General features: G+C 64.5%; 18 protein-coding genes. 11 read left to right on the top strand and 7 right to left on the bottom strand.

Annotated features, from left to right (window positions below; genetic code table 11):
• Positions 1-114: 114 nt before the first annotated feature.
• On the bottom strand, positions 115-1,713 hold the full coding sequence (urtB, locus tag PMN64_RS20935; RefSeq protein ID WP_411781978.1) for an urea ABC transporter permease subunit UrtB: 1,599 nt from the start codon (positions 1,711-1,713) through the stop codon (positions 115-117).
• Between the two features lie 144 nt (positions 1,714-1,857).
• Entirely contained in the window at positions 1,858-3,153 is a 1,296-nt protein-coding gene (gene urtA, locus PMN64_RS20930) for an urea ABC transporter substrate-binding protein (RefSeq protein ID WP_411781977.1), read from the bottom strand.
• A gap of 564 nt (positions 3,154-3,717) precedes the next feature.
• Between urtA and PMN64_RS20925 the strand changes: the two genes are divergently transcribed.
• The 3 genes from PMN64_RS20925 to PMN64_RS20915 all read left to right on the top strand — a co-directional run bounded on the left by PMN64_RS20925 (position 3,718) and on the right by PMN64_RS20915 (position 5,958).
• Positions 3,718-5,148 (top strand): DEAD/DEAH box helicase, encoded by a 1,431-nt coding sequence (locus tag PMN64_RS20925; protein ID WP_411781976.1) that lies wholly within the window; start codon positions 3,718-3,720, stop codon positions 5,146-5,148.
• Positions 5,149-5,172: 24 nt separating this feature from the next.
• The gene (gene infA, locus PMN64_RS20920) at positions 5,173-5,466 is read left to right on the top strand and encodes a translation initiation factor IF-1 (protein WP_016842649.1); all 294 of its coding nucleotides are present in this window, start codon (positions 5,173-5,175) and stop codon (positions 5,464-5,466) included.
• 279 nt (positions 5,467-5,745) lie between these two features.
• On the top strand, positions 5,746-5,958 hold the full coding sequence (locus PMN64_RS20915) for a cold-shock protein (RefSeq protein ID WP_016842648.1): 213 nt from the start codon (positions 5,746-5,748) through the stop codon (positions 5,956-5,958).
• A gap of 222 nt (positions 5,959-6,180) precedes the next feature.
• Here the strand turns inward: PMN64_RS20915 and PMN64_RS20910 are convergent, their stop codons facing one another.
• From PMN64_RS20910 to PMN64_RS20890, 5 genes are all read right to left on the bottom strand, one after another.
• Positions 6,181-6,810 carry a TadE/TadG family type IV pilus assembly protein gene (locus tag PMN64_RS20910; protein ID WP_244980827.1) on the bottom strand — a complete coding sequence of 210 codons (630 nt, stop codon included), beginning with the start codon at positions 6,808-6,810 and terminating at the stop codon, positions 6,181-6,183.
• Positions 6,811-6,818: 8 nt separating this feature from the next.
• Entirely contained in the window at positions 6,819-7,388 is a 570-nt protein-coding gene (locus PMN64_RS20905) for a TadE/TadG family type IV pilus assembly protein (RefSeq protein ID WP_016842646.1), read from the bottom strand.
• A 170-nt stretch (positions 7,389-7,558) separates the two neighbouring features.
• On the bottom strand, positions 7,559-8,065 hold the full coding sequence (locus PMN64_RS20900) for a pilus assembly protein N-terminal domain-containing protein (RefSeq protein ID WP_038387572.1): 507 nt from the start codon (positions 8,063-8,065) through the stop codon (positions 7,559-7,561).
• A gap of 196 nt (positions 8,066-8,261) precedes the next feature.
• Complete coding sequence (locus tag PMN64_RS20895; protein ID WP_411781975.1) at positions 8,262-9,707, bottom strand: hypothetical protein; 1,446 nt, start codon at positions 9,705-9,707, stop codon at positions 8,262-8,264.
• Positions 9,708-9,722: 15 nt separating this feature from the next.
• Positions 9,723-10,553 carry a sterol desaturase family protein gene (locus tag PMN64_RS20890; RefSeq protein WP_411781974.1) on the bottom strand — a complete coding sequence of 277 codons (831 nt, stop codon included), beginning with the start codon at positions 10,551-10,553 and terminating at the stop codon, positions 9,723-9,725.
• A gap of 280 nt (positions 10,554-10,833) precedes the next feature.
• Between PMN64_RS20890 and PMN64_RS20885 the strand changes: the two genes are divergently transcribed.
• The 8 genes from PMN64_RS20885 (at position 10,834) to PMN64_RS20850 (ending at position 18,600) form a co-directional block, all read left to right on the top strand.
• Positions 10,834-10,998 carry a Flp family type IVb pilin gene (locus tag PMN64_RS20885; protein WP_016842642.1) on the top strand — a complete coding sequence of 55 codons (165 nt, stop codon included), beginning with the start codon at positions 10,834-10,836 and terminating at the stop codon, positions 10,996-10,998.
• A gap of 171 nt (positions 10,999-11,169) precedes the next feature.
• A complete protein-coding gene (locus tag PMN64_RS20880) occupies positions 11,170-11,694 on the top strand; it encodes a prepilin peptidase (protein ID WP_028342284.1) in 525 nt (174 codons plus the stop codon).
• A gap of 127 nt (positions 11,695-11,821) precedes the next feature.
• Positions 11,822-12,616 carry a Flp pilus assembly protein CpaB gene (gene cpaB / locus PMN64_RS20875; protein ID WP_411781973.1) on the top strand — a complete coding sequence of 265 codons (795 nt, stop codon included), beginning with the start codon at positions 11,822-11,824 and terminating at the stop codon, positions 12,614-12,616.
• 2 nt (positions 12,617-12,618) lie between these two features.
• Positions 12,619-14,097 carry a type II and III secretion system protein family protein gene (locus PMN64_RS20870; RefSeq protein WP_085970777.1) on the top strand — a complete coding sequence of 493 codons (1,479 nt, stop codon included), beginning with the start codon at positions 12,619-12,621 and terminating at the stop codon, positions 14,095-14,097.
• 8 nt (positions 14,098-14,105) lie between these two features.
• Complete coding sequence (locus PMN64_RS20865) at positions 14,106-14,858, top strand: CpaD family pilus assembly protein (protein WP_411781972.1); 753 nt, start codon at positions 14,106-14,108, stop codon at positions 14,856-14,858.
• Entirely contained in the window at positions 14,855-16,123 is a 1,269-nt protein-coding gene (locus PMN64_RS20860; RefSeq protein ID WP_028342288.1) for a CpaE family protein, read from the top strand. The genes PMN64_RS20865 and PMN64_RS20860 overlap by 4 nt, the downstream gene beginning before the upstream one ends.
• 24 nt (positions 16,124-16,147) lie before the next feature.
• A complete protein-coding gene (locus PMN64_RS20855; protein WP_028342289.1) occupies positions 16,148-17,611 on the top strand; it encodes a CpaF family protein in 1,464 nt (487 codons plus the stop codon).
• Between the two features lie 11 nt (positions 17,612-17,622).
• The gene (locus tag PMN64_RS20850) at positions 17,623-18,600 is read left to right on the top strand and encodes a type II secretion system F family protein (protein WP_028342290.1); all 978 of its coding nucleotides are present in this window, start codon (positions 17,623-17,625) and stop codon (positions 18,598-18,600) included.
• Positions 18,601-18,608: the final 8 nt, after the last annotated feature.

Raw genomic sequence — 18,608 nt, 5'->3', positions numbered from 1 at the left:
CCATGGTCGTCGGCAGCGTCAGATGTGTATAAGAGACAGACCCCAACCCTCCCCCGCAAGCGGGAGAGGGAGTTGCAGCGCGCTTCGGGGCAGCCATTGGTTGCTCAGAGCAGGTCATGCTTCCACCGCCCGCCCCTTGAGCGCGAACAGGCCGCGCGGCCGCTTCTGGATGAACAGGATGATCAGCACCAGGATCGCGATCTTGCCGAGCACCGCGCCGGCCATCGGCTCGAGGAACTTGTTGGCGATGCCGAGCGTGAAGGCGCCGACCAGCGTGCCCCAGAGATTGCCGACGCCGCCGAACACCACGACCATGAAGCTGTCGATGATGTAGCTCTGGCCGAGATTCGGGCTGACATTGTCGATCTGCGACAGCGCCACGCCGGCAATGCCGGCGATCCCCGAGCCGAGGCCGAAGGTCAGCGCGTCGACGCGCGAGGTGGCGATTCCCATCGAGGCCGCCATGCGGCGGTTCTGCGTCACCGCGCGCATCTCGAGTCCGAGCGCGGTGTAGCGCAGCATCGCCAGCAGGATGGCAAACACCGCGAGCGTGAAGCAGAGGATCCACAGCCGGTTATAAGTGATGGTGATCTGGCCGAGCTCGAAGGCACCGCTCATCCAGGAGGGGTTGCCGACCTCGCGGTTGGTCGGACCGAACGCGGTGCGTACCGCCTGCTGCAACACCAGCGACAGCCCCCAGGTCGCAAGCAGCGTCTCCAGCGGGCGGCCGTAGAGGAAGCGGATGATGGTGCGCTCGATCACGACACCGATCAAGCCGGCGACCAGGAAGGCGAGCGGCACCGCAATCAGCAGCGAGTAGTCGAACAGCGCAGGATAGCGGCTGCGGATCACCTCCTGCACCACGAAGGTGGTGTAGGCCCCGAGCATCACCATCTCGCCATGCGCCATGTTGATGACGCCCATCACGCCGAAGGTGATGGCAAGCCCGATCGCGGCGAGCAGCAGCACCGAGCCGAGTGACAGGCCGTACCACGCATTCTGCACCATCGACCACATCGCCAGATTGCTCTGGATCGAGGACACCGCGCTCGCGGCCGCGTTGGCGACCAGCGGCGGCTGGTCGGTGCCGAGCCCTGTGAGCAGCGCCAGCGCCTCCTGATCGCCGCGCGCCTTGACCACGGCGACGGCGTCGAGCTTGTCGCTGTCGGATGCGTCCGACTTGAACAGGATGATGGCGGCGCGCGCCTCGGCGAAGGCCTGCTTGACCGACTTGACGCTCTCCTTGGCGAGCGCAGTCTCCACCGTCGGCAGCAAATTCTCCTCGTGGCTCTTGAACACCGACTGCGCGGCGGCGAGGCGTTTGGCCGGATCCGGCGACAGCAGCGTCAGGCCGCCGAGCGCGGCCTCCACGGTGCGGCGCAGGCGGTTGTTGAGGCGGACGGCAGCGGCGTTGTCGGGCAGCTTGTCGACGGCAGCACCCGTGGCGGCGTCGACGATCTTGCCGTCGGTCCGCGTGATGAAGACCTTCTTGCTGTCGGGATCGGCCGAGAGCCGGCCGTCCTGCAGCGCGCCGATGATGGGCGAGGCCAGCGCATTGCCCGACGCGGCGACCTCACCGATCGCAGCCTCGGTGTCGGAGAACTCGTCATTGGCGAATTTGGCGACCGAATCCTCGAACGGACCGGCCAGCGCCGGCACAGCAAGGCAGCTCAGCAGCACGATCGAGAGAAACAGCGCACGAAAACGATCAATACAATTGGCGAACACGTCAGTACCCCGGCAGGAGTGTGAGGAGAAGGCGGCGAGCTGTACCGCCTTCTCCAGGTTCTTGGATGGTTGTGTTGTGTCGTCGATCAGGTCAGGAGCTCAGGAGCCCTGTTGTCAGGAGCCTTGTTGTCAGGAGCCCTGGCCGCCGCACTTGTTGGTCTTGGTGTTGTAGTTGCCGCACTTCTTGCCGACCCAATCGCCGATCAGGTCCCTGGAGCCCTCGAGCTCCTTCGACCAGGCGTCGCCGGCCACCAGGCCCGGGGTCTTCCAGACCACGTCGAACTGGCCGTTGCCCTTGATCTCGCCGATGAACACCGGCTTGGTGATGTGGTGGTTCGGCAGCATCTGCGACACGCCGCCGGTCAGGTTCGGCGCCTCGATGCCGGGAAGCGCATCGATCACCTTGTCCGGATCGGTCGACTTCACCTTCTCGACCGCCTTCACCCACATGTTGAAGCCGATGTAGTGCGCTTCCATCGGATCGTTGGTCACGCGCTTCGGATTCTTGGTGTAGGCCTGCCACTCCTTGATGAACTTCTCGTTCGCCGGGGTCTTGATCGACTCGAAGTAGTTCCAGGCGGCGAGATGGCCGAGCAGCGGCTTGGTGTCGATGCCGGCGAGCTCTTCCTCGCCGACCGAGAACGCGACCACCGGGATATCGGTCGCCTTGATGCCCTGGTTGCCGAGCTCCTTGTAGAACGGAACGTTGGCGTCGCCGTTGATGGTGGAGACCACCGCGGTCTTCTTGCCGGCCGAGCCGAACTTCTTGATGTCGGCCACGATCGTCTGCCAGTCGGAGTGACCGAACGGCGTGTAGTTGATCATGATGTCGTCCTGGGCGACGCCCTTCGACTTCAGATAGGCTTCCAGGATCTTGTTGGTGGTGCGGGGATAGACGTAGTCGGTGCCGGCCAGCACCCAGCGCTTCACCTTCTCTTCCTTCATCAGATAGTCGACGGCGGGGATCGCCTGCTGGTTCGGCGCCGCGCCGGTGTAGAACACGTTGCGCTCGGACTCCTCGCCCTCATACTGCACCGGATAGAACAGAATGTTGTTCAGCTCCTTGAACACCGGGAGCACGGATTTGCGCGACACCGAGGTCCAGCAGCCGAACACGACCGCGACCTTGTCCTTGGTGATCAGCTCGCGGGCCTTTTCGGCGAACAGCGGCCAGTTCGAGGCGGGGTCGACCACGACGGGCTCGAGCTTCTTGCCGAGCACGCCGCCCTTCTTGTTCTGCTCGTCGATCAGGAAAAGGATCGTGTCCTTCAGCGTGGTTTCGCTGATGGCCATGGTGCCTGACAGCGAGTGAAGGATGCCAACCTTGATGGTGTCGTCGGCCGCTTGCGCGGGCGCGAGGGACGAGGACGCAGCCAGGCCCAAAACCAGGCCGGCCGTCGCCGCGAGCGCGCGGCGGCGGGTCATCGTCGTTATTTTGTGAGAAAGGTGAGTAAGCATGAAATGTCGTCTCCCTGACGCAGGCGTGGAACGCTGCGAACGGCCGCTTGGCCGCCTGCGGTTAAGGGAATCGCAAGAACTGTGCCACGGTGCGCAGCCCCCGTAAGCCGATGAACCGGCTGGATAATTTCATCGGTTCCGGGCAAATACGGAAGCCGTTTGCTCAATCATTGAGCCGTCAACTTGACTGCCGAAAGAGCAATCAGACTATTTTGTAGGCAAAATCGCAGTCTTGGCTAAATTTCCGGCACCGATTTGTGACAGTTTGCGCGATGGTTCAGCGAACTCCGGGCACCAAAGACGACGATCTCATCTTGAAACCGCCCAGTTCCTGGTCCATATCCTCGCCATGCCCGCGACATCGCGGTGCCTTCGCGAGCTGCGTGTTCAAGCTGCCCCAAGCGGCTTCTGGCTCGCCTTTCAGCTAACCCAGCTTGACGCCCCAGACACGCGGGTGTCCCCGAATGCCTTCCTGCGCTTCCGGCCGATATGGGCCGGGACGACGACGGCTTTTATGGAAAGAACCACCTTTTGACCTCCTTTCAGGATTTCGGCCTCGCCGATCCCATCGCCCGCGCGCTCCGAGAAGAAAATTATCTCACGCCGACCCCCATCCAAGCCCAGACCATCCCGCTAGCCCTTGCCGGCCGCGACGTCGTCGGCATCGCCCAGACCGGTACCGGCAAGACCGCCTCCTTCGCGCTGCCGATCCTGCACCGGCTGCTTGAAAACCGCGTCCGCCCGCAGCCCAAGAGCTGCCGCGTGCTGGTGCTCTCGCCGACCCGCGAACTGTCCGGGCAGATCCTCGACAGTTTCAACACCTATGGCCGCCACATCCGGCTGTCCTCGACGCTCGCCATCGGCGGCGTGCCGATGGGCCGCCAGGTCCGCTCCCTGATGCAGGGGGTCGAGGTGCTGGTCGCCACCCCCGGCCGCCTGCTCGACCTCGTGCAGAGCAACGGACTGAAGCTCAACCAGGTCGAGTTCCTGGTGCTCGATGAAGCCGACCGCATGCTCGACATGGGCTTCATCAACGACATCCGGAAAATCGTCGCCAAGCTGCCGATCCGGCGCCAGACGCTGTTCTTCTCGGCCACTATGCCCAAGGACATCGCCGAGCTCGCCGAGGCGATGCTGCGCGACCCGGCCCGCGTGGCGGTGACGCCGGTGGCCTCGACGGTGGATCGCATCGCCCAGCGCGCGATCCAGGTCGATTTCGCGGCCAAGCCGACGGTTCTCGCCCAGTTGCTGAAGCAGGAACCGGTCAACCGTGCCCTGGTCTTCACCCGCACCAAGCACGGCGCCGACAAGGTGGTGAAAAGCCTTGCCAAGGCCGGCATCGAGGCCAATGCGATCCACGGCAACAAGTCGCAGAACCACCGCGAGCGCACGCTGGCGGCGTTCCGTTCCGGCGAGATCCGTACGCTGGTGGCGACCGATATCGCCGCCCGCGGCATCGACGTCGACGGCGTCAGCCACGTCGTGAATTTCGACCTGCCCAACATCCCGGAGACCTACGTGCACCGCATCGGCCGCACAGCGCGCGCCGGCGCCGACGGCGTCGCGATCTCGCTGATCGCCGGCGCCGAGGAGATGGGCTATTTGCGCGACATCGAGCGGCTGATCCGGATTACCGTGCCGCGGGAAGACCGCCGCACGCAAGGCAGCTCCTCTGGCGGCCGCGAAGCCGCCGCGTCGGCCCAGGCCACCCACCCGCACCGGGGCGGCCGTTCTGCGCCTCGCGCACATAATGTCCGTGGGAATGAGGCCGCTCCGGGTGCAAAAGGCCCTCGCCGCCGCCGCCGTCGAGGTGGTAATAATGGCGCGCCGCAGACGAGCCGGGGCGAGTCGCCGCGTCCGTCGCAGGCCGGCAATAGCGAAGGCATCCAGGGCGTCGCCTTCTTGCATCGCGAGAGCCGGCCGAATCCGCAACACAACCGCAACAACCGACCGAAGCACTAGCCGTCGCTCGATCTGGAGAAACATATGGCTAAGGAAGAGCTGATCCAGTTCGAAGGACTGGTGACCGAAATCCTCCCCGACGCTCGTTACCGGGTGCAACTCGATGCCGGTCACGAGATCGTCGCCTACACCGCCGGCAAGATGAAGAAAAACCGCATCAAGACGCTGGCCGGCGACCGTGTTACGATCGAAATGTCGCCCTACGATCTCGAAAAGGGGCGCCTGATCTTCCGGCACAAGGACGAGCGTCCGAGCGGCGCGCCGGGCGGCCCGCCGCGGGGCGGAGCCCAGCGCGGCGGCCAGTTCCGCCGCCGATAAGCGGGGTATTGCAACCGCTGCGGGCATGACGTCCTGATGTCCTGCGAACAATTGGCCGGCGGCTGCGCCGGCCAAAAAATCGCGCACGTCAGGATTGTTTTCAGGATTGTTTTGAAGCCTTCTATCGAATAATATCCTACCCATCGATTTTCGGCCGGACGACATTAGCCAATACCGGTACAGCCGGTTCAGACGCTGACGACCCTTCCAAAAATTCGATCTCACCACCCCGCCGATCAGCGGGTCTTGAACTTGTATATCTGAGAAGGGACTACCCACGTGAGCATGGGAACCGTGAAGTGGTTTAACGCGACCAAGGGCTACGGCTTCATCCAGCCAGATGAAGGCGGGAACGACGTGTTCGTGCACATCAGTGCAGTCGAGCGCGCCGGCCTTGGCACTCTGCGTGAAGGCCAGAAGATCTCCTACGAGATCGTGGCTGACCGCCGTTCCGGCAAATCCTCGGCCGACAATCTGCGCGCCGCCGGATAAGCCGATTTCCCGGGAGCGCGAAGCTCCAGGAAATTGTCGCTAAAGCATCAAGGGCCGCATCTTCGGATGCGGCCCTTTTTGTCTGGATTGCCAACCGGCGTCAGCGTCGTTCGAAAAGCTCTAGAGCCTATCCCGTTCCGATTGAATCGGAACGGGGCTCTAGATTCTTGTTTTGACGCGTTTTCTTCACGCGAACCGGTATCCACTTCGCTCGAAAACGCTCTAATAGGTCGAGCAGGTCGTCGGCATCGTGGCGGAGGTCGGGGCGTAGAACACGCAAACCGACTGCCGCGGCCTGGTGAAGGCGACATCGGTGAGATTGATGCCGCTCTTGGCCATCACATAGCCGACCGTCGGAACGTATTTGTAGCTGACTTCGCTGAAGATCAGATAGGTGCCCGCAACCAGCAGCGCCGCCGGAACGACGCTGGTCACGACATCGCCCTGACTGCGGCTCGAGGCCGTCAATGTGGCCTGCGTGGCCCCCGTGGCCATCACCCCCGCCTTGCTCCACTGGATCCGCGCGACCTTCGAGGCATCGACGTAGATTTCCGACAATGTGACCTTGGTCGGCGTCGGATCGTACGGCGTCATGATGCCGACGCTGGCGCTGAAGAAGTTCTGCAGGTCGGCATCCACCACCTGCGTCGACTGCGAGGTCAGGTCCGACGCGGCGCGCGCCATCAAGGTGACCTTGCGGTCGACCGCGACACCGGATGAAAACTCGACGGTGCCGAAGAACAGCACCAGCATCAGCGGCAGGACGAAAGCGAACTCGACCGCGGCAAGGCCCCGGCGGTCATTGCAGAGGGCCGCGACGGAGCGCAGCAAGGCCGCGGCCCGGGTTTTCATGACGTTGCTCATGAGCATGTCGCCCCGGCGGTCCCGGATGGCTCGTTCTTGAATGTCGCGGTCGCGGTCAGCAACCGCTTGCCGTTGGCGAGGTTGGCGACATTGAAGCCAAGCTTGGTGACGAACAGCGGCCACTGATAGAACAGCCGGACCACCACGACGTCGCCGTCCTTGCCGGGACACCATTTCATGGTCGGGATGAATGCGTTGTTGGAATCGATTGGAGGCGCGATGTTGACGCTGCTAAAGCCCGTCGCAGCGGGATAGCTGCGCACGTCGACCGATATGCCGTTGGCGCAATCGAACAGCGCGCTGACCTGGCCGCAGACGAAGTTCTTGAACTGCTGCTGGGTATAGCTTGCGCCCTGCGCCTGACCGGTCATGATCATGCGCGCGGAATCCTGCGTCACCGTCTCCAGCACCTGGCTCGCGAAGAAGATCATCGCCACTTCGATGATCGCAAACAGCAGTCCGAAAAACAGCGGCGCGACCATCGCGAATTCGACCGCGGTCGCGCCACGGCGGTTTCTGCGAAAGCGATGGAGGAGGCGCGCAAAAGAATGAGCGGGCAGCGGCATCAACGACCCCGGATCAACATGGCGACAACAACTACCCAAGACTCATTGTCGAAGTATTTCGCCGGATCGAGACAGAGCGACCCGATCCGTTAGGCTTTTCTTAACCATGTCGGATGAACCGCCTCGGCCGGCGGCTGCCCCGGCGTGTGAAACGCCGGCGCGGACACGCGCTAGTTCTGCGGCTTCGCGGCCGCGCCCGAGCCGGAGGCCTGGCTGTTGAGCGAGCCGGCCTGGTCCATGGTCGACTTGAAGTAGGTCTCGCCGTCACCGAGGGTGATGCGGCGCTGGCAGACCGGCATGCAGCTGTAGGTCTCGCGATCGACGCCGCGATAAACAGTGACCAACTGGTCGGTCGGGCCTTCGACCTGGATCTGACGATCCACCAGCACCTGGCCGGTGCGGTCGAGTGCGATGAAGTTGGTCGCGCCGTAGCCCTTGCCGGTCACGACGACAACGCCGCCGTTCTGCAGGGTGACGTCGGCGATCAGCGGGTTGCCGACCACGATGGTGGAGATGCCGCCGGGCAGCTTGACGAGCTTGGCCTGATCGACATTGACCGCAATCCGGTCCGGATCCGGCGCAGCCGTTGCGAATGCGGGCCACAGCAGAACGGCTGCGGCCAGCGAGATGAATCCAATGCGCGCGACGGCGCGAATACGCTGGGACTGAAACGACATACCTTACCCCGGGACGTTAACAAGCCGGCAAAAGCGATACGCAGCGGACCGGCGCCCGACGCAGGCAAATCTGACGGCAATTCATTTAAGAAGAGCAAAAATCGACCGCCGAATTGCGCGGATGTCACGACTTCCGGAACGGATCGGCCAACGGCCCGGTGATCCCGCGGAAAAGCGCCCCCGCGGGGACCGCCGCCTAGCCGGCGCCACGCACATGCACCACCACGCGATCGTCAGCGTAGAGGCGCTGCCATCCATCGATGTGATCGAGAAATTTGGAGGCGGGCGTTGCCGGATCGAGCATCACCGCATCGATCCTGTAGGTCTTGAGCAGATCGAGGAAGCCGTCGACGTCCTTGAGCTGGAGCGCATGGTAATAGGCCATCTCGAAGCTCTCGCCGTAAAGCTCGGCACGGCCGTCGACGAACACCGGCACCTGACGCCAGATCAGATAGCCGCCGAACTGCAGATCATTGAGCACGCGCTGCACGTTGTGCGCCTTCAGCGCGTCGACGGCGGCAGCGGGCGAATGGATCGCCGGCGGCGACATGTCCCGGCGCGCCGCAATGAACCAGGTCGCGACGCAGAGCGCGGCGATCAGCATCGCGGCCGGCGTGGCCTTCAGCCGGACCACGCCTGCGGCACGCAGGGCGAACTGGGTTGCCACCGGCGTCAGCACGGCCAGCGGTAACAGCAGGGCGAAGAGCTCGAGATTCCTGACATGGGATAGCGCCATGTGCAGCAGGCCGAGCGCCAGGGCGATTCGCGGCAGCGGCAGCTTCACCCCGCAATAGAGCGCCCCGCCGATCAGGCCGAGAATGGTCAGCTCGAACGCATCGACATGGCTGAAACTCGCCGGCATCCATTCCGCGATGAGATGCAGCAGTTCACCGAGGCTGAGAATCCTCAGCGAGGCGAGGATCGTTCCCCACCCATAGGGCGTTACGCAGCACGCGGCCAGCGCGCCGAGGCCGAATGCGGCCCAGCGCAGCGCCAGCGGCAATCTTTGCGCCGGCGCGGCGTTCCACAGCGCATCGAGCGCGAAGGCGCCGGCCAGCACCAGGCCGAACAGAAAGCCGCCATGCAGGTTGGCCCAGAGCGCGATCAGCGGCAGCAGCCAGAACGAAGGAGCCTCGCGGCGTTCGCTGGCGACCATCAGGCCGTTCGCCCAGACCATCATGATCGGCAGTGCAAGCACATGCGGACGGGCCAGCAGATGCCCGCATGTCAGCACCAGCGCCGCCAGCGCGATCAGGCTGGCGTAGATCGCCGGCAGCGCGCGGCTGAGGATGGCGGTGAGCAGCGCGAAGGTGGCGGCGCCGCAGGCCGCGGCCAGCGCCGCGGGCCCGGTCCACCCGGCAAGGTCGTAGGCCTTCGCGAACAGGACCTGCGCCAGCCAGGACGACGACACCCACGGCTCACCCGCCTTGGTGAAGGAATAGATATCGACCGACGGCAATGCGCGGTGGTCGAGGATCCACCGGCCGACGGCAATCTGCCAGTAGGTGTCGGAATCGGCGAGCAGCCTGTCGCCGACGACCAGCAGCAGCGCATAGACGCCGCACGCCATCCAGAACCAGGCCGGGACTTCGGCGAACACCGAGGCCCGCGCCTGTGGGACGGTTGCGGTCTCAGCACTCATGCGCGCGCGGTCCGGTCAATGACGGAACGGATAGGCCAGCTGTCCGCCGATTTCGGCCGGCACGCCCTGCTCGGCGTCGACGCCGTAATCATCCGGAAGCTTGCCTTCGGGCATGCGGAATGTCCCGAACAGAATGTCCCAGAGCGGAAACGTACCGGCGAAATTGGTGTCGCCACCCTCCTCCAGCGCGGTGTGATGCCAGCGATGAAACACCGGCGTGGCGATCACATATTTGAACGGACCGAGCGTCCAGTTCAGGTTGGCGTGCACGAAGGCGGAGTGGAATGTGGTGAAAGGACCGACCCACAGCATGATGTTCGGCGAGATGCCGGCCATCAGCAGGATCACGTCGACCGAGATCGTGCCGATCAGCAGATTGACGGGATGGAAGCGCGCCGCCGAGATCCATTCGAGATCCTCGGAGGAATGATGAATGGCGTGGTACTTCCAGAAGCCGCCGCCGTGAAACATCCGGTGCAGCCAGTACAGCATGAAGTCGGAGGCGACCAGGAAGATGATCGATTGCAGCCAGAGCGGCAGCTGCGCCAGCGGGCCGTGTCCGTTCTCGTAGAACGAGATCAGCTCGTCGGCACCGTGCACGTCGAACACCGCGGCCGCGCCCACCACCAGCAGCCCGATGCGCAGCACGCGGGCGAATACCGGCACGAAGAACCAGTAGCAGATGTCCGTGACCAGCTCGCGCTTCTGCCACCACGGCTTGCCGGGATTGCAGGCCCAGAAGTGGGTCAGCACCGTGAAGAACAGCGCGAGGACGATCGTGATCGGCACCACCCTCATCATAGTCTGGCCGAGCATCTCGATGACTTCGATCGGAAGGGTGGACATGGCAGCCTCATACTACGGAAGCCCCATGGGTATAGATGTGCGCTTAAGGAGCCGTGAATAGGCCCCGGGCGCCCGATCGCAGCAACAGTCTGCAATTCTAGCGGACCGCTTAATGCCAAATTTACTGTGCGCAACAACAGCGGGTTCCCGCAGAGTTTATGCGATCAAATTAACTGCGCCGAAATCGTCCAACACTAGGGTGCCGCAATGGTCACGGTGCTGAGAACGCCGGCGAGACCAAATCTAGTTCGACCAGCCACGTGTACACAGGAGTGATTTTATGAAGAACCTCGTTTCGCGCTTCGTGAAGGACGAATCGGGCGCGACCGCCATCGAGTACGGCCTGATCGCCACCGGTATCGCCATCGCGATCATCGCTGCAGTCAACGGCGTCGGCACGAAGCTCTCGGGTACCTTCAACTCGATCTCGGGCTCGCTGAAGTAAGCCGGCTTCGACGAATTCGCATCAAAGGTCCCGGCAATCCCGGGACCTTTGCTATTTGTCGGGGGCCGATCGGCAGCCTCCGTTGATGGTGCCGGCAATCCTTTTCCGATTGTTCACCATTGGCCGCTAGCGTCGGTCTCGACCGCAGCTCCAGCTTGACGGCATGAATTCATGATCCTCGACATCGCACGCTTGATGCTGTTTCCGGCCCTGATGGCCTTTGCGGCGGCGAGCGATCTCTTGACCATGACGATCCCGAACCGGATTTCGCTGGCACTGGTGGCGGGCTTCTTTGTCCTGGCGCCGCTGACCGGGATGGGCGTCCACGATATCCTCACCCATGCCGGCGCAGGCGCGCTGGTTCTCGTGGTGGCGTTCGGCATGTTCGCGATGGGCTGGGTCGGCGGCGGAGACGCCAAGGTCGCGGCCGCGGCCGGCCTGTGGTTCGGGTTCGAGCATCTGCTGCCCTATCTGGTCTTTGCGTCTTTGTTCGGCGGTGCGCTGACCGTGCTCTTGCTGCAGCTGCGGCAATGGCCCCTGCCCTACCCGCTCGCGTCGCAGGCCTGGCTCAGCCGCCTGCACGACAAGCAGACCGGAATTCCCTACGGCATCGCACTCGCCCTCGGCGCCCTGCTGATCTATCCCGAGACGGACTGGATCAAGACGATCGATCTCGCGCACTTCGCGATGCGCTGAGAAAGCAGCGGTAACCGCCCGTTAAGGCGATTTAGATACGCCTCATTAACCATGCTTTGACGAATAGCTGGTCAACTCCCATCACGGCGGCGGCAGCGTCGCGGCGTCATGTGGAAAGTGAAGCGTAATGGATAAGGCCCGCATTCTGGTCCTGGCAATTGCAGGCTGCGCCGGCCTTGCGGCGCTTTATTTGGCGAGCGGAAGCGACGACAAGCCGGCGGCCCCTCCGCCAGTTGCCCAGCTGCCGACCGTCGACATCCTGGTCGCGCGCGCCGACATCAGCCTCGGCCAGGCAGTGAAGGCCGAAGATCTGCAGTGGCAGACCTGGCCGGCGGCGACCGCCAGCGCCAGCTTCATGCGCAAGGACAGCCACGCCGACGCCATCAAGGACGTCACCGGCTCGATCGCGCGCGCCCCGTTCATCCAGGGCGAGCCGATCCGCGAGCAGAAGCTCGTCAAGGCCGACGGAAGCGGCTTCATGGCCGCGATCCTGCCGACCGGCATGCGGGCGGTATCGACTGAAATCTCTCCCGAGACCGGTGCCGGCGGCTTCATCCTGCCGAACGACCGGGTCGACGTCCTGCTGTCGAAGCGGGACAAGAATCCCGACCGCAGCGGCGCCGACATCGTCAATTCCGAGGTCATCCTGACCAATATCCGCGTCCTTGCGATCGACCAGGCGCCGAAGGAGAAGGACGGCACCAACGCACTGATCGGCAAGACGGTGACGCTGGAGCTGAAGCCTGACCAGACCGAGACGCTGGCGCGCGCGCGCCAGAGCGGCGTCCTGTCGCTGGCGCTGCGCAGCATCGCCGACAACAACGGGACCGACGTCAGGACCGACGACAACCACCAAAGACGCGGTGAGACCATCAACATCATCCGCTTTGGCGTTGCCAACCAGGCAACGATGCAGAAGTGACCATGAGGACACAGGTGATGAAGGGCGGGGCAACTCAACGGACGATGCGGGCCTTCATGGTCCGCGCATTGTCGTTCTCGGCCGTCGCGGCGCTCACGCTCAACCCGGCACTGACGCCGGTGGTGGCGGGCGACTACCGCGCCGCTCCCGCCGCGGCCGACGGCCAGATGAACGCCCGCTTCCTCGCACTCGGCGTCGGCAAATCGGTGGTGATCGATCTGCCGAGGGACATCAAGGACGTGCTGGTCGCCGATCCCAAGATCGCCAATGCCGTGGTCCGCTCGGCGCAACGCGCTTACATCATCGGCGCGACGGTCGGCCAGACCAACATCGTGTTCTTCGACGCCGCCGGTCAGCAGATCGCGGCCTATGACATCGCGGTTAAGCGCGACCTCAACGGCGTGCGCGCGGCTCTGCGCGCAGCACTGCCGAATGCCGATATCCAGATCGAGGGTGTCGGCGAGGGCGTCATGCTGACCGGAAGCGCGGCGAGCCCGATCGAAGCGCAGCAGGCCGGCGAGATCGCCACGCGGCTGGTCGGCAGCGCCGACAAGGTCGTGAACTCCATCACGGTTCGCGGCCGCGACCAGGTGATGCTGAAGGTGACGGTCGCCGAAGTCTCGCGCAGCCTGATCAAGCAGCTCGGTATCGACCTCACCGCGAACCTCAATTACGGCACCACCGTGGTGAAATTCACCAACAACAACCCGTTCACCGCGAACAACGCGGCGCTGGTGCCCGGTAACGCCCTCACCACATCGTTCGGCGCGGCTCCGTCGGTGTCGGCGACGCTACGCGCCATGGAAAGCGCAGGCGTGGTGCGGACGCTCGCCGAGCCGAACCTGACTGCGATCTCCGGCGAATCGGCGACCTTCATCTCGGGCGGCGAATTTCCAATTCCGACCGGCGTGACCTGTCAGACGACGACGGGAGGCGCGATCGGAAATTGCGTTCAGACCGTCAGCTTCAAGAAATTCGGCATTTCGCTCAACTTCACGCCCGTGGTGCTGACCGAGGGACGGATCAGCCTGCGCGTGATGACGGAAGTGTCGGAAGTCTCGACCGAGAACTCGCTGACCGGCGGCGCCGGCGGAACGACGATCCCCTCGATCAAGACCCGGCGCGCCGAGACCACGCTGGAAATTCCCTCGGGCGGCTCGATGGCGATGGCCGGCCTGATCCAGGACCAGACCAAGCAGGCGATCAATGGCCTGCCCGGGCTGGCGTCGCTGCCGGTGCTCGGAACGCTGTTCCGCAGCCGGGACTTCGTCAACAACCAGACCGAAATGATGGTGCTGGTGACGCCCTATGTCGTTCGCGCGGTGGCGCAGAAGGACCTGTCGCGTCCGGATGACGGCTTCGCCAACGCGTCCGATCCGCAGGCCGACCTGCTGGGCAGCATCAATCGCGTCTACGGCGTGCCCGGCCGCACCGAGCCGGCGCGGAATTACCGCGGCACTTACGGCTTCATTACGGACTGAGGCGGACGATGACACAGACCACATCCAGGACATCCGCCGGTTACCAGCGCGGCATCGCTCTCGCCGGGGCGCTCGTCAGCCTCGCGATGACGCTGGGCGCCTGCCAGCACGCCGCCGACAACAGTTTCGCGATGGTGAACGCGCCGGCCGACTATCGCCAGCGTCACCCGATCGCGGTCACCGAGGCTGATCGCTCGATCGTGGTCTTCGTCGGCCGCAGCCGCGGCGGCCTGACTGCGGAGCAGCGCGCCGAGGTGATGGGGATGGCGCAGGACTGGATGCGCGAGGGAACCGGCGCCGTCACCATCGACGTTCCCGCCGACACGCCGAACGCACGGACCGCCCAGGAATCGCTGCGCGAGATCCAGGCCACGTTCACCGCCGCCGGCGTGCCGCCGCGCGGGATCCTCGTTCGCAAATACCGTCCCGAGGATCCGCGTCAGATGCCCGCGATCCGCGTGAACTATCCAAAGATGAAAGCGGTCGCCGGGCCGTGTGGCCTCTGGCCGGAAGATCTCGGCCCGTCGATCCACAACGGGTCCTACATCGAGAACAAGCAGTACTACAATTTCGGCTGCGCCAATCAGCGCAACCTCGCAGCCATGGTCGAAGACCCGACCGACCTCGTGCAGCCGCGCGCGGAAACCCCTGCCTATACGTCACGTCGTAACATCGCCTTCGACAAGTATCGCAAGGGCACCACCACCGCCACGACTTATCCCGAGTCCGACAGGGCCAAGCTAAGCGACACAGGAAAATGATCACCTACGCGCAGCAAAACTCCGAAGAGCAGACGGACGCCCCGCCGCAGGCCGCGGACGACCATATTGCTCCGGCGCCACGGGTTTCGGTCCAGGCGTTCTGCGAAACGGTCGAGACCGCTGCCGCCGTGCAGTCGGCGGGCGAGGATCGCCGGCTGGCCAAGGCTCACCTCAAGATCCAGATGGGCGGCATGGCGGCCGCCATCGAGGCCTATCGCTCGGCGCCGACGCCCAACGTCATCATCCTCGAGACCGAGGGGCGCGGTGACATCCTGGCCGGCCTCGATCAGCTCGCAACAGTGTGCGACGCCGGCACCCGCGTGGTCGTGATCGGCCGCGTCAACGACGTGACGCTGTATCGCGAGCTGGTGCGCCGCGGCGTCAGCGATTACGTGATTGCGCCGGCCCATGCGATCGACGTGGTGCGCGCGGTCTGCAACCTGTTCTCGGCGCCGGAAGCCAAGGCGGTCGGCCGCATCGTCGCCGTCGTCGGTGCCAAGGGCGGCGTCGGCGCCTCGACCATCGCCCACAATGTCGCCTGGGCGATTGCCCGCGATCTGGCGCTTGATTCCGTGGTCGCCGACCTCGACCTTGCCTTCGGCACCGCCGGCCTCAACTACAACCAGGATCCCGCGCAAGGCATCGCCGACGCCGTGTTCTCGCCCGACCGCGTCGATACCGCCTTCGTCGACCGCCTGCTGTCGAAATGCACCGACCATCTGAGCCTGCTGGCGGCGCCGGCGACGCTCGACAAGGTCTACGATTTCGGCGCCGAGGCGTTCGACGCGATCTTCGATACGCTGCGGACCACGATGCCCTGCATCGTGCTCGACGTGCCGCATCAATGGTCCGGCTGGACCAAGCGCGCGTTGATCGCGGCCGACGACATCCTGATTGTGGCGGCACCCGACCTCGCCAATCTGCGTAATGCCAAGAACATGTTCGACCTGCTGAAGGCGTCGCGGCCCAACGACCGCGCACCGCTGTACTGCCTGAACCAGGTCGGCGTGCCGAAGCGTCCCGAGATCGCAGCCGGTGAGTTTGCCAAGGCGATCGAAAGCCAGCCGATCGCCGCCATCCCGTTCGATCCGCAGATCTTCGGTTCGGCCGCCAACAACGGCCAGATGATCGCCGAGATTTCTGCCAATCACCGCGCGGTCGAGATGTTTCTGCAGATGGCGCAGCGGCTGACAGGCCGCGGCGAGACCAAGAAGCCGAGGGGGTCCTTCCTGTCGCCCCTGCTCGAAAAGCTGCGGTCCAAATAGTGGTCCGCGTGGAGTTAAGACGTCGTGTTTGGTAAGCGTAGCGGAAACGATGGGGACGTGCGGGCACCCAAGCCCGCGTTTCAGGCGCCGGAGCCTGCCGGCGCGCCGGCGATGTCGCGCGAGTCCGCCGCACCGGCGATCTCGTCGCCGCCGCTGGCACCTAGCAAGCCACCGCCTGCTCCCGCCGTCGAAGCCCGCCGCTCGGACAACTACTACCAGGTCAAGGCGACGATCTTCGGCGCCCTGATCGAGGCGATCGACCTTGCCCAGCTCGCCAAGCTGGACAGCGAATCGGCGCGCGAGGAAATCCGCGACATCGTCAACGAGATCATCGCGATCAAGAACATCGTGATGTCGATCGCCGAGCAGGAGGAGCTGCTCGACGACATCTGCAACGACGTGCTCGGCTACGGTCCGCTGGAGCCGCTGCTGTCGCGCGACGACATCGCCGACATCATGGTCAACGGCGCAGGCACCGTATTCATCGAAGTCGCCGGCAAGATCCAGCGCACCGGCATCCGCTTTCGCGACAACCAGCAGCTTCTCAACATCTGCCAGCGCATCGTCAGCCAGGTCGGCCGGCGCGTCGACGAATCCTCGCCGATCTGCGACGCCCGCCTCGCCGACGGTTCCCGCGTCAACGCCATCGTGCCGCCGCTGGCGATCGACGGGCCCGCGCTCACCATCCGCAAATTCAAGAAGGACAAGCTGACGCTGGAGCAGCTCGTCAAGTTCGGCGCGATCACCCCGGAAGGGGCAACCATCCTGCAGATCATCGGCCGCGTCCGCTGCAACGTGATCATCTCCGGCGGCACCGGCTCGGGCAAGACCACGCTGCTGAACTGCCTGACCAACTATATCGAGCACGACGAGCGCATCATCACCTGCGAGGACGCCGCCGAGCTTCAGCTGCAGCAGCCGCATGTGGTGCGGCTGGAGACCCGGCCGCCGAACATCGAGGGCGAGGGCCAGGTGACGATGCGCGAACTGGTCCGCAACTGCCTGCGTATGCGCCCGGAACGCATCATCGTCGGCGAAGTCCGCGGCCCCGAGGCGTTCGACCTGTTGCAGGCCATGAACACCGGCCACGACGGCTCGATGGGCACGCTGCACGCCAACAATCCGCGCGAAGCACTGTCGCGCTGCGAATCCATGATCACCATGGGCGGCTTCTCGCTTCCGTCTCGCACCATTCGCGAGATGATCTGCGCCTCGGTCGACATCATCGTGCAGGCGGCGCGCCTGCGCGACGGTTCGCGCCGCATCACGCACATCACAGAGGTGATGGGCATGGAAGGCGACACCATCATCACCCAGGATGTCTTCCTCTACGACGTGGTCGGGGAAGACGCCAACGGCAAGATCATCGGCAAGCACCGCTCGACCGGCATCGGCCGGCCGCGCTTCTGGGAACGTGCGCGCTACTACAATGAAGAGAAGCGGCTTGCGGCGGCGCTCGACGCCTCCGACGCGCCGGCGCCGGTCTAGGGGAACGCAGGATGCAGACGCAAACTCTGGCTCTCGCCTTCCTCGCCGCCACGACGGTCGGCGGCATCGCCTGGGTCTTCCTGTATCCCTACCTTTCGGGGGAAAAGAAGGCCGAGTCGCGCCGCGCGTCGGTGGCGCGCAGCGAACCCACGACGACACGAAATGCCGACCGCACGCAACGCTCCCGCCGCGAGCAGGTCGAGGGATCGTTGAAGGAGCTCGAGGCGCGGCGTCAGAAGGACAAGAAGGTCCCGCTCGGCGTGCGCATCTCGCAGGCCGGACTGGACTGGTCGGAGCAGAAATTCTGGATGATCTCGGGCGCCCTTGGCCTGTTCGGGTTCGGCGTGGCCTTCATGGTTGGCGGAGGCCTGCTCGGCGCGGCCGGCATCGGCTTTGCCATGGGTCTCGGCCTGCCGCGCTGGGTGCTCGGCTTCCTGAAGAAGCGGCGGGAGAAGGCGTTCCTGAAGGCGCTGCCTGACGCCGTCGACGTCATCGTGCGCGGCATCAAGGCCGGCCTGCCGCTGTTCGAATCGCTCAAGGCGGTCGTCAACGACGCGCCGGAACCGCTGCGCAGCGAGTTTCTCGCCATCATCGAGACCCAGGCGATCGGCATGCCGCTCGGCGAAGCCTGTGCCCGGCTCTACGAGCGGATGCCGCTGCCGGAGGCCAACTTCTTCGGCATCGTGATCGCGATCCAGCAGAAGTCCGGCGGCAATTTGTCGGAAGCGCTCGGCAACCTGTCGAGGGTGCTGCGCGACCGCAAGAAGATGGCCGAGAAGATCCAGGCGATGTCGATGGAAGCGAAGGCCTCCGCCGCTATCATCGGCTCACTGCCGCCAATCGTGATGATCCTCGTGTTCCTGACGACGCCGGACTACATCGCCCTGCTGTGGACCAATTCGATGGGCCAGCTCATGCTGGTCGCCTGCGCGATCTGGATGTCGATGGGCGTGCTGGTGATGAAGAAGATGATCAACTTCGATTTCTGACGGTGCAG

It is taken from the genome of Bradyrhizobium sp. UFLA01-814 (assembly GCF_046718885.1).
GTDB lineage: Bacteria > Pseudomonadota > Alphaproteobacteria > Rhizobiales > Xanthobacteraceae > Bradyrhizobium > Bradyrhizobium elkanii.
This window is presented reverse-complemented; position numbering and strand designations above follow the sequence as displayed.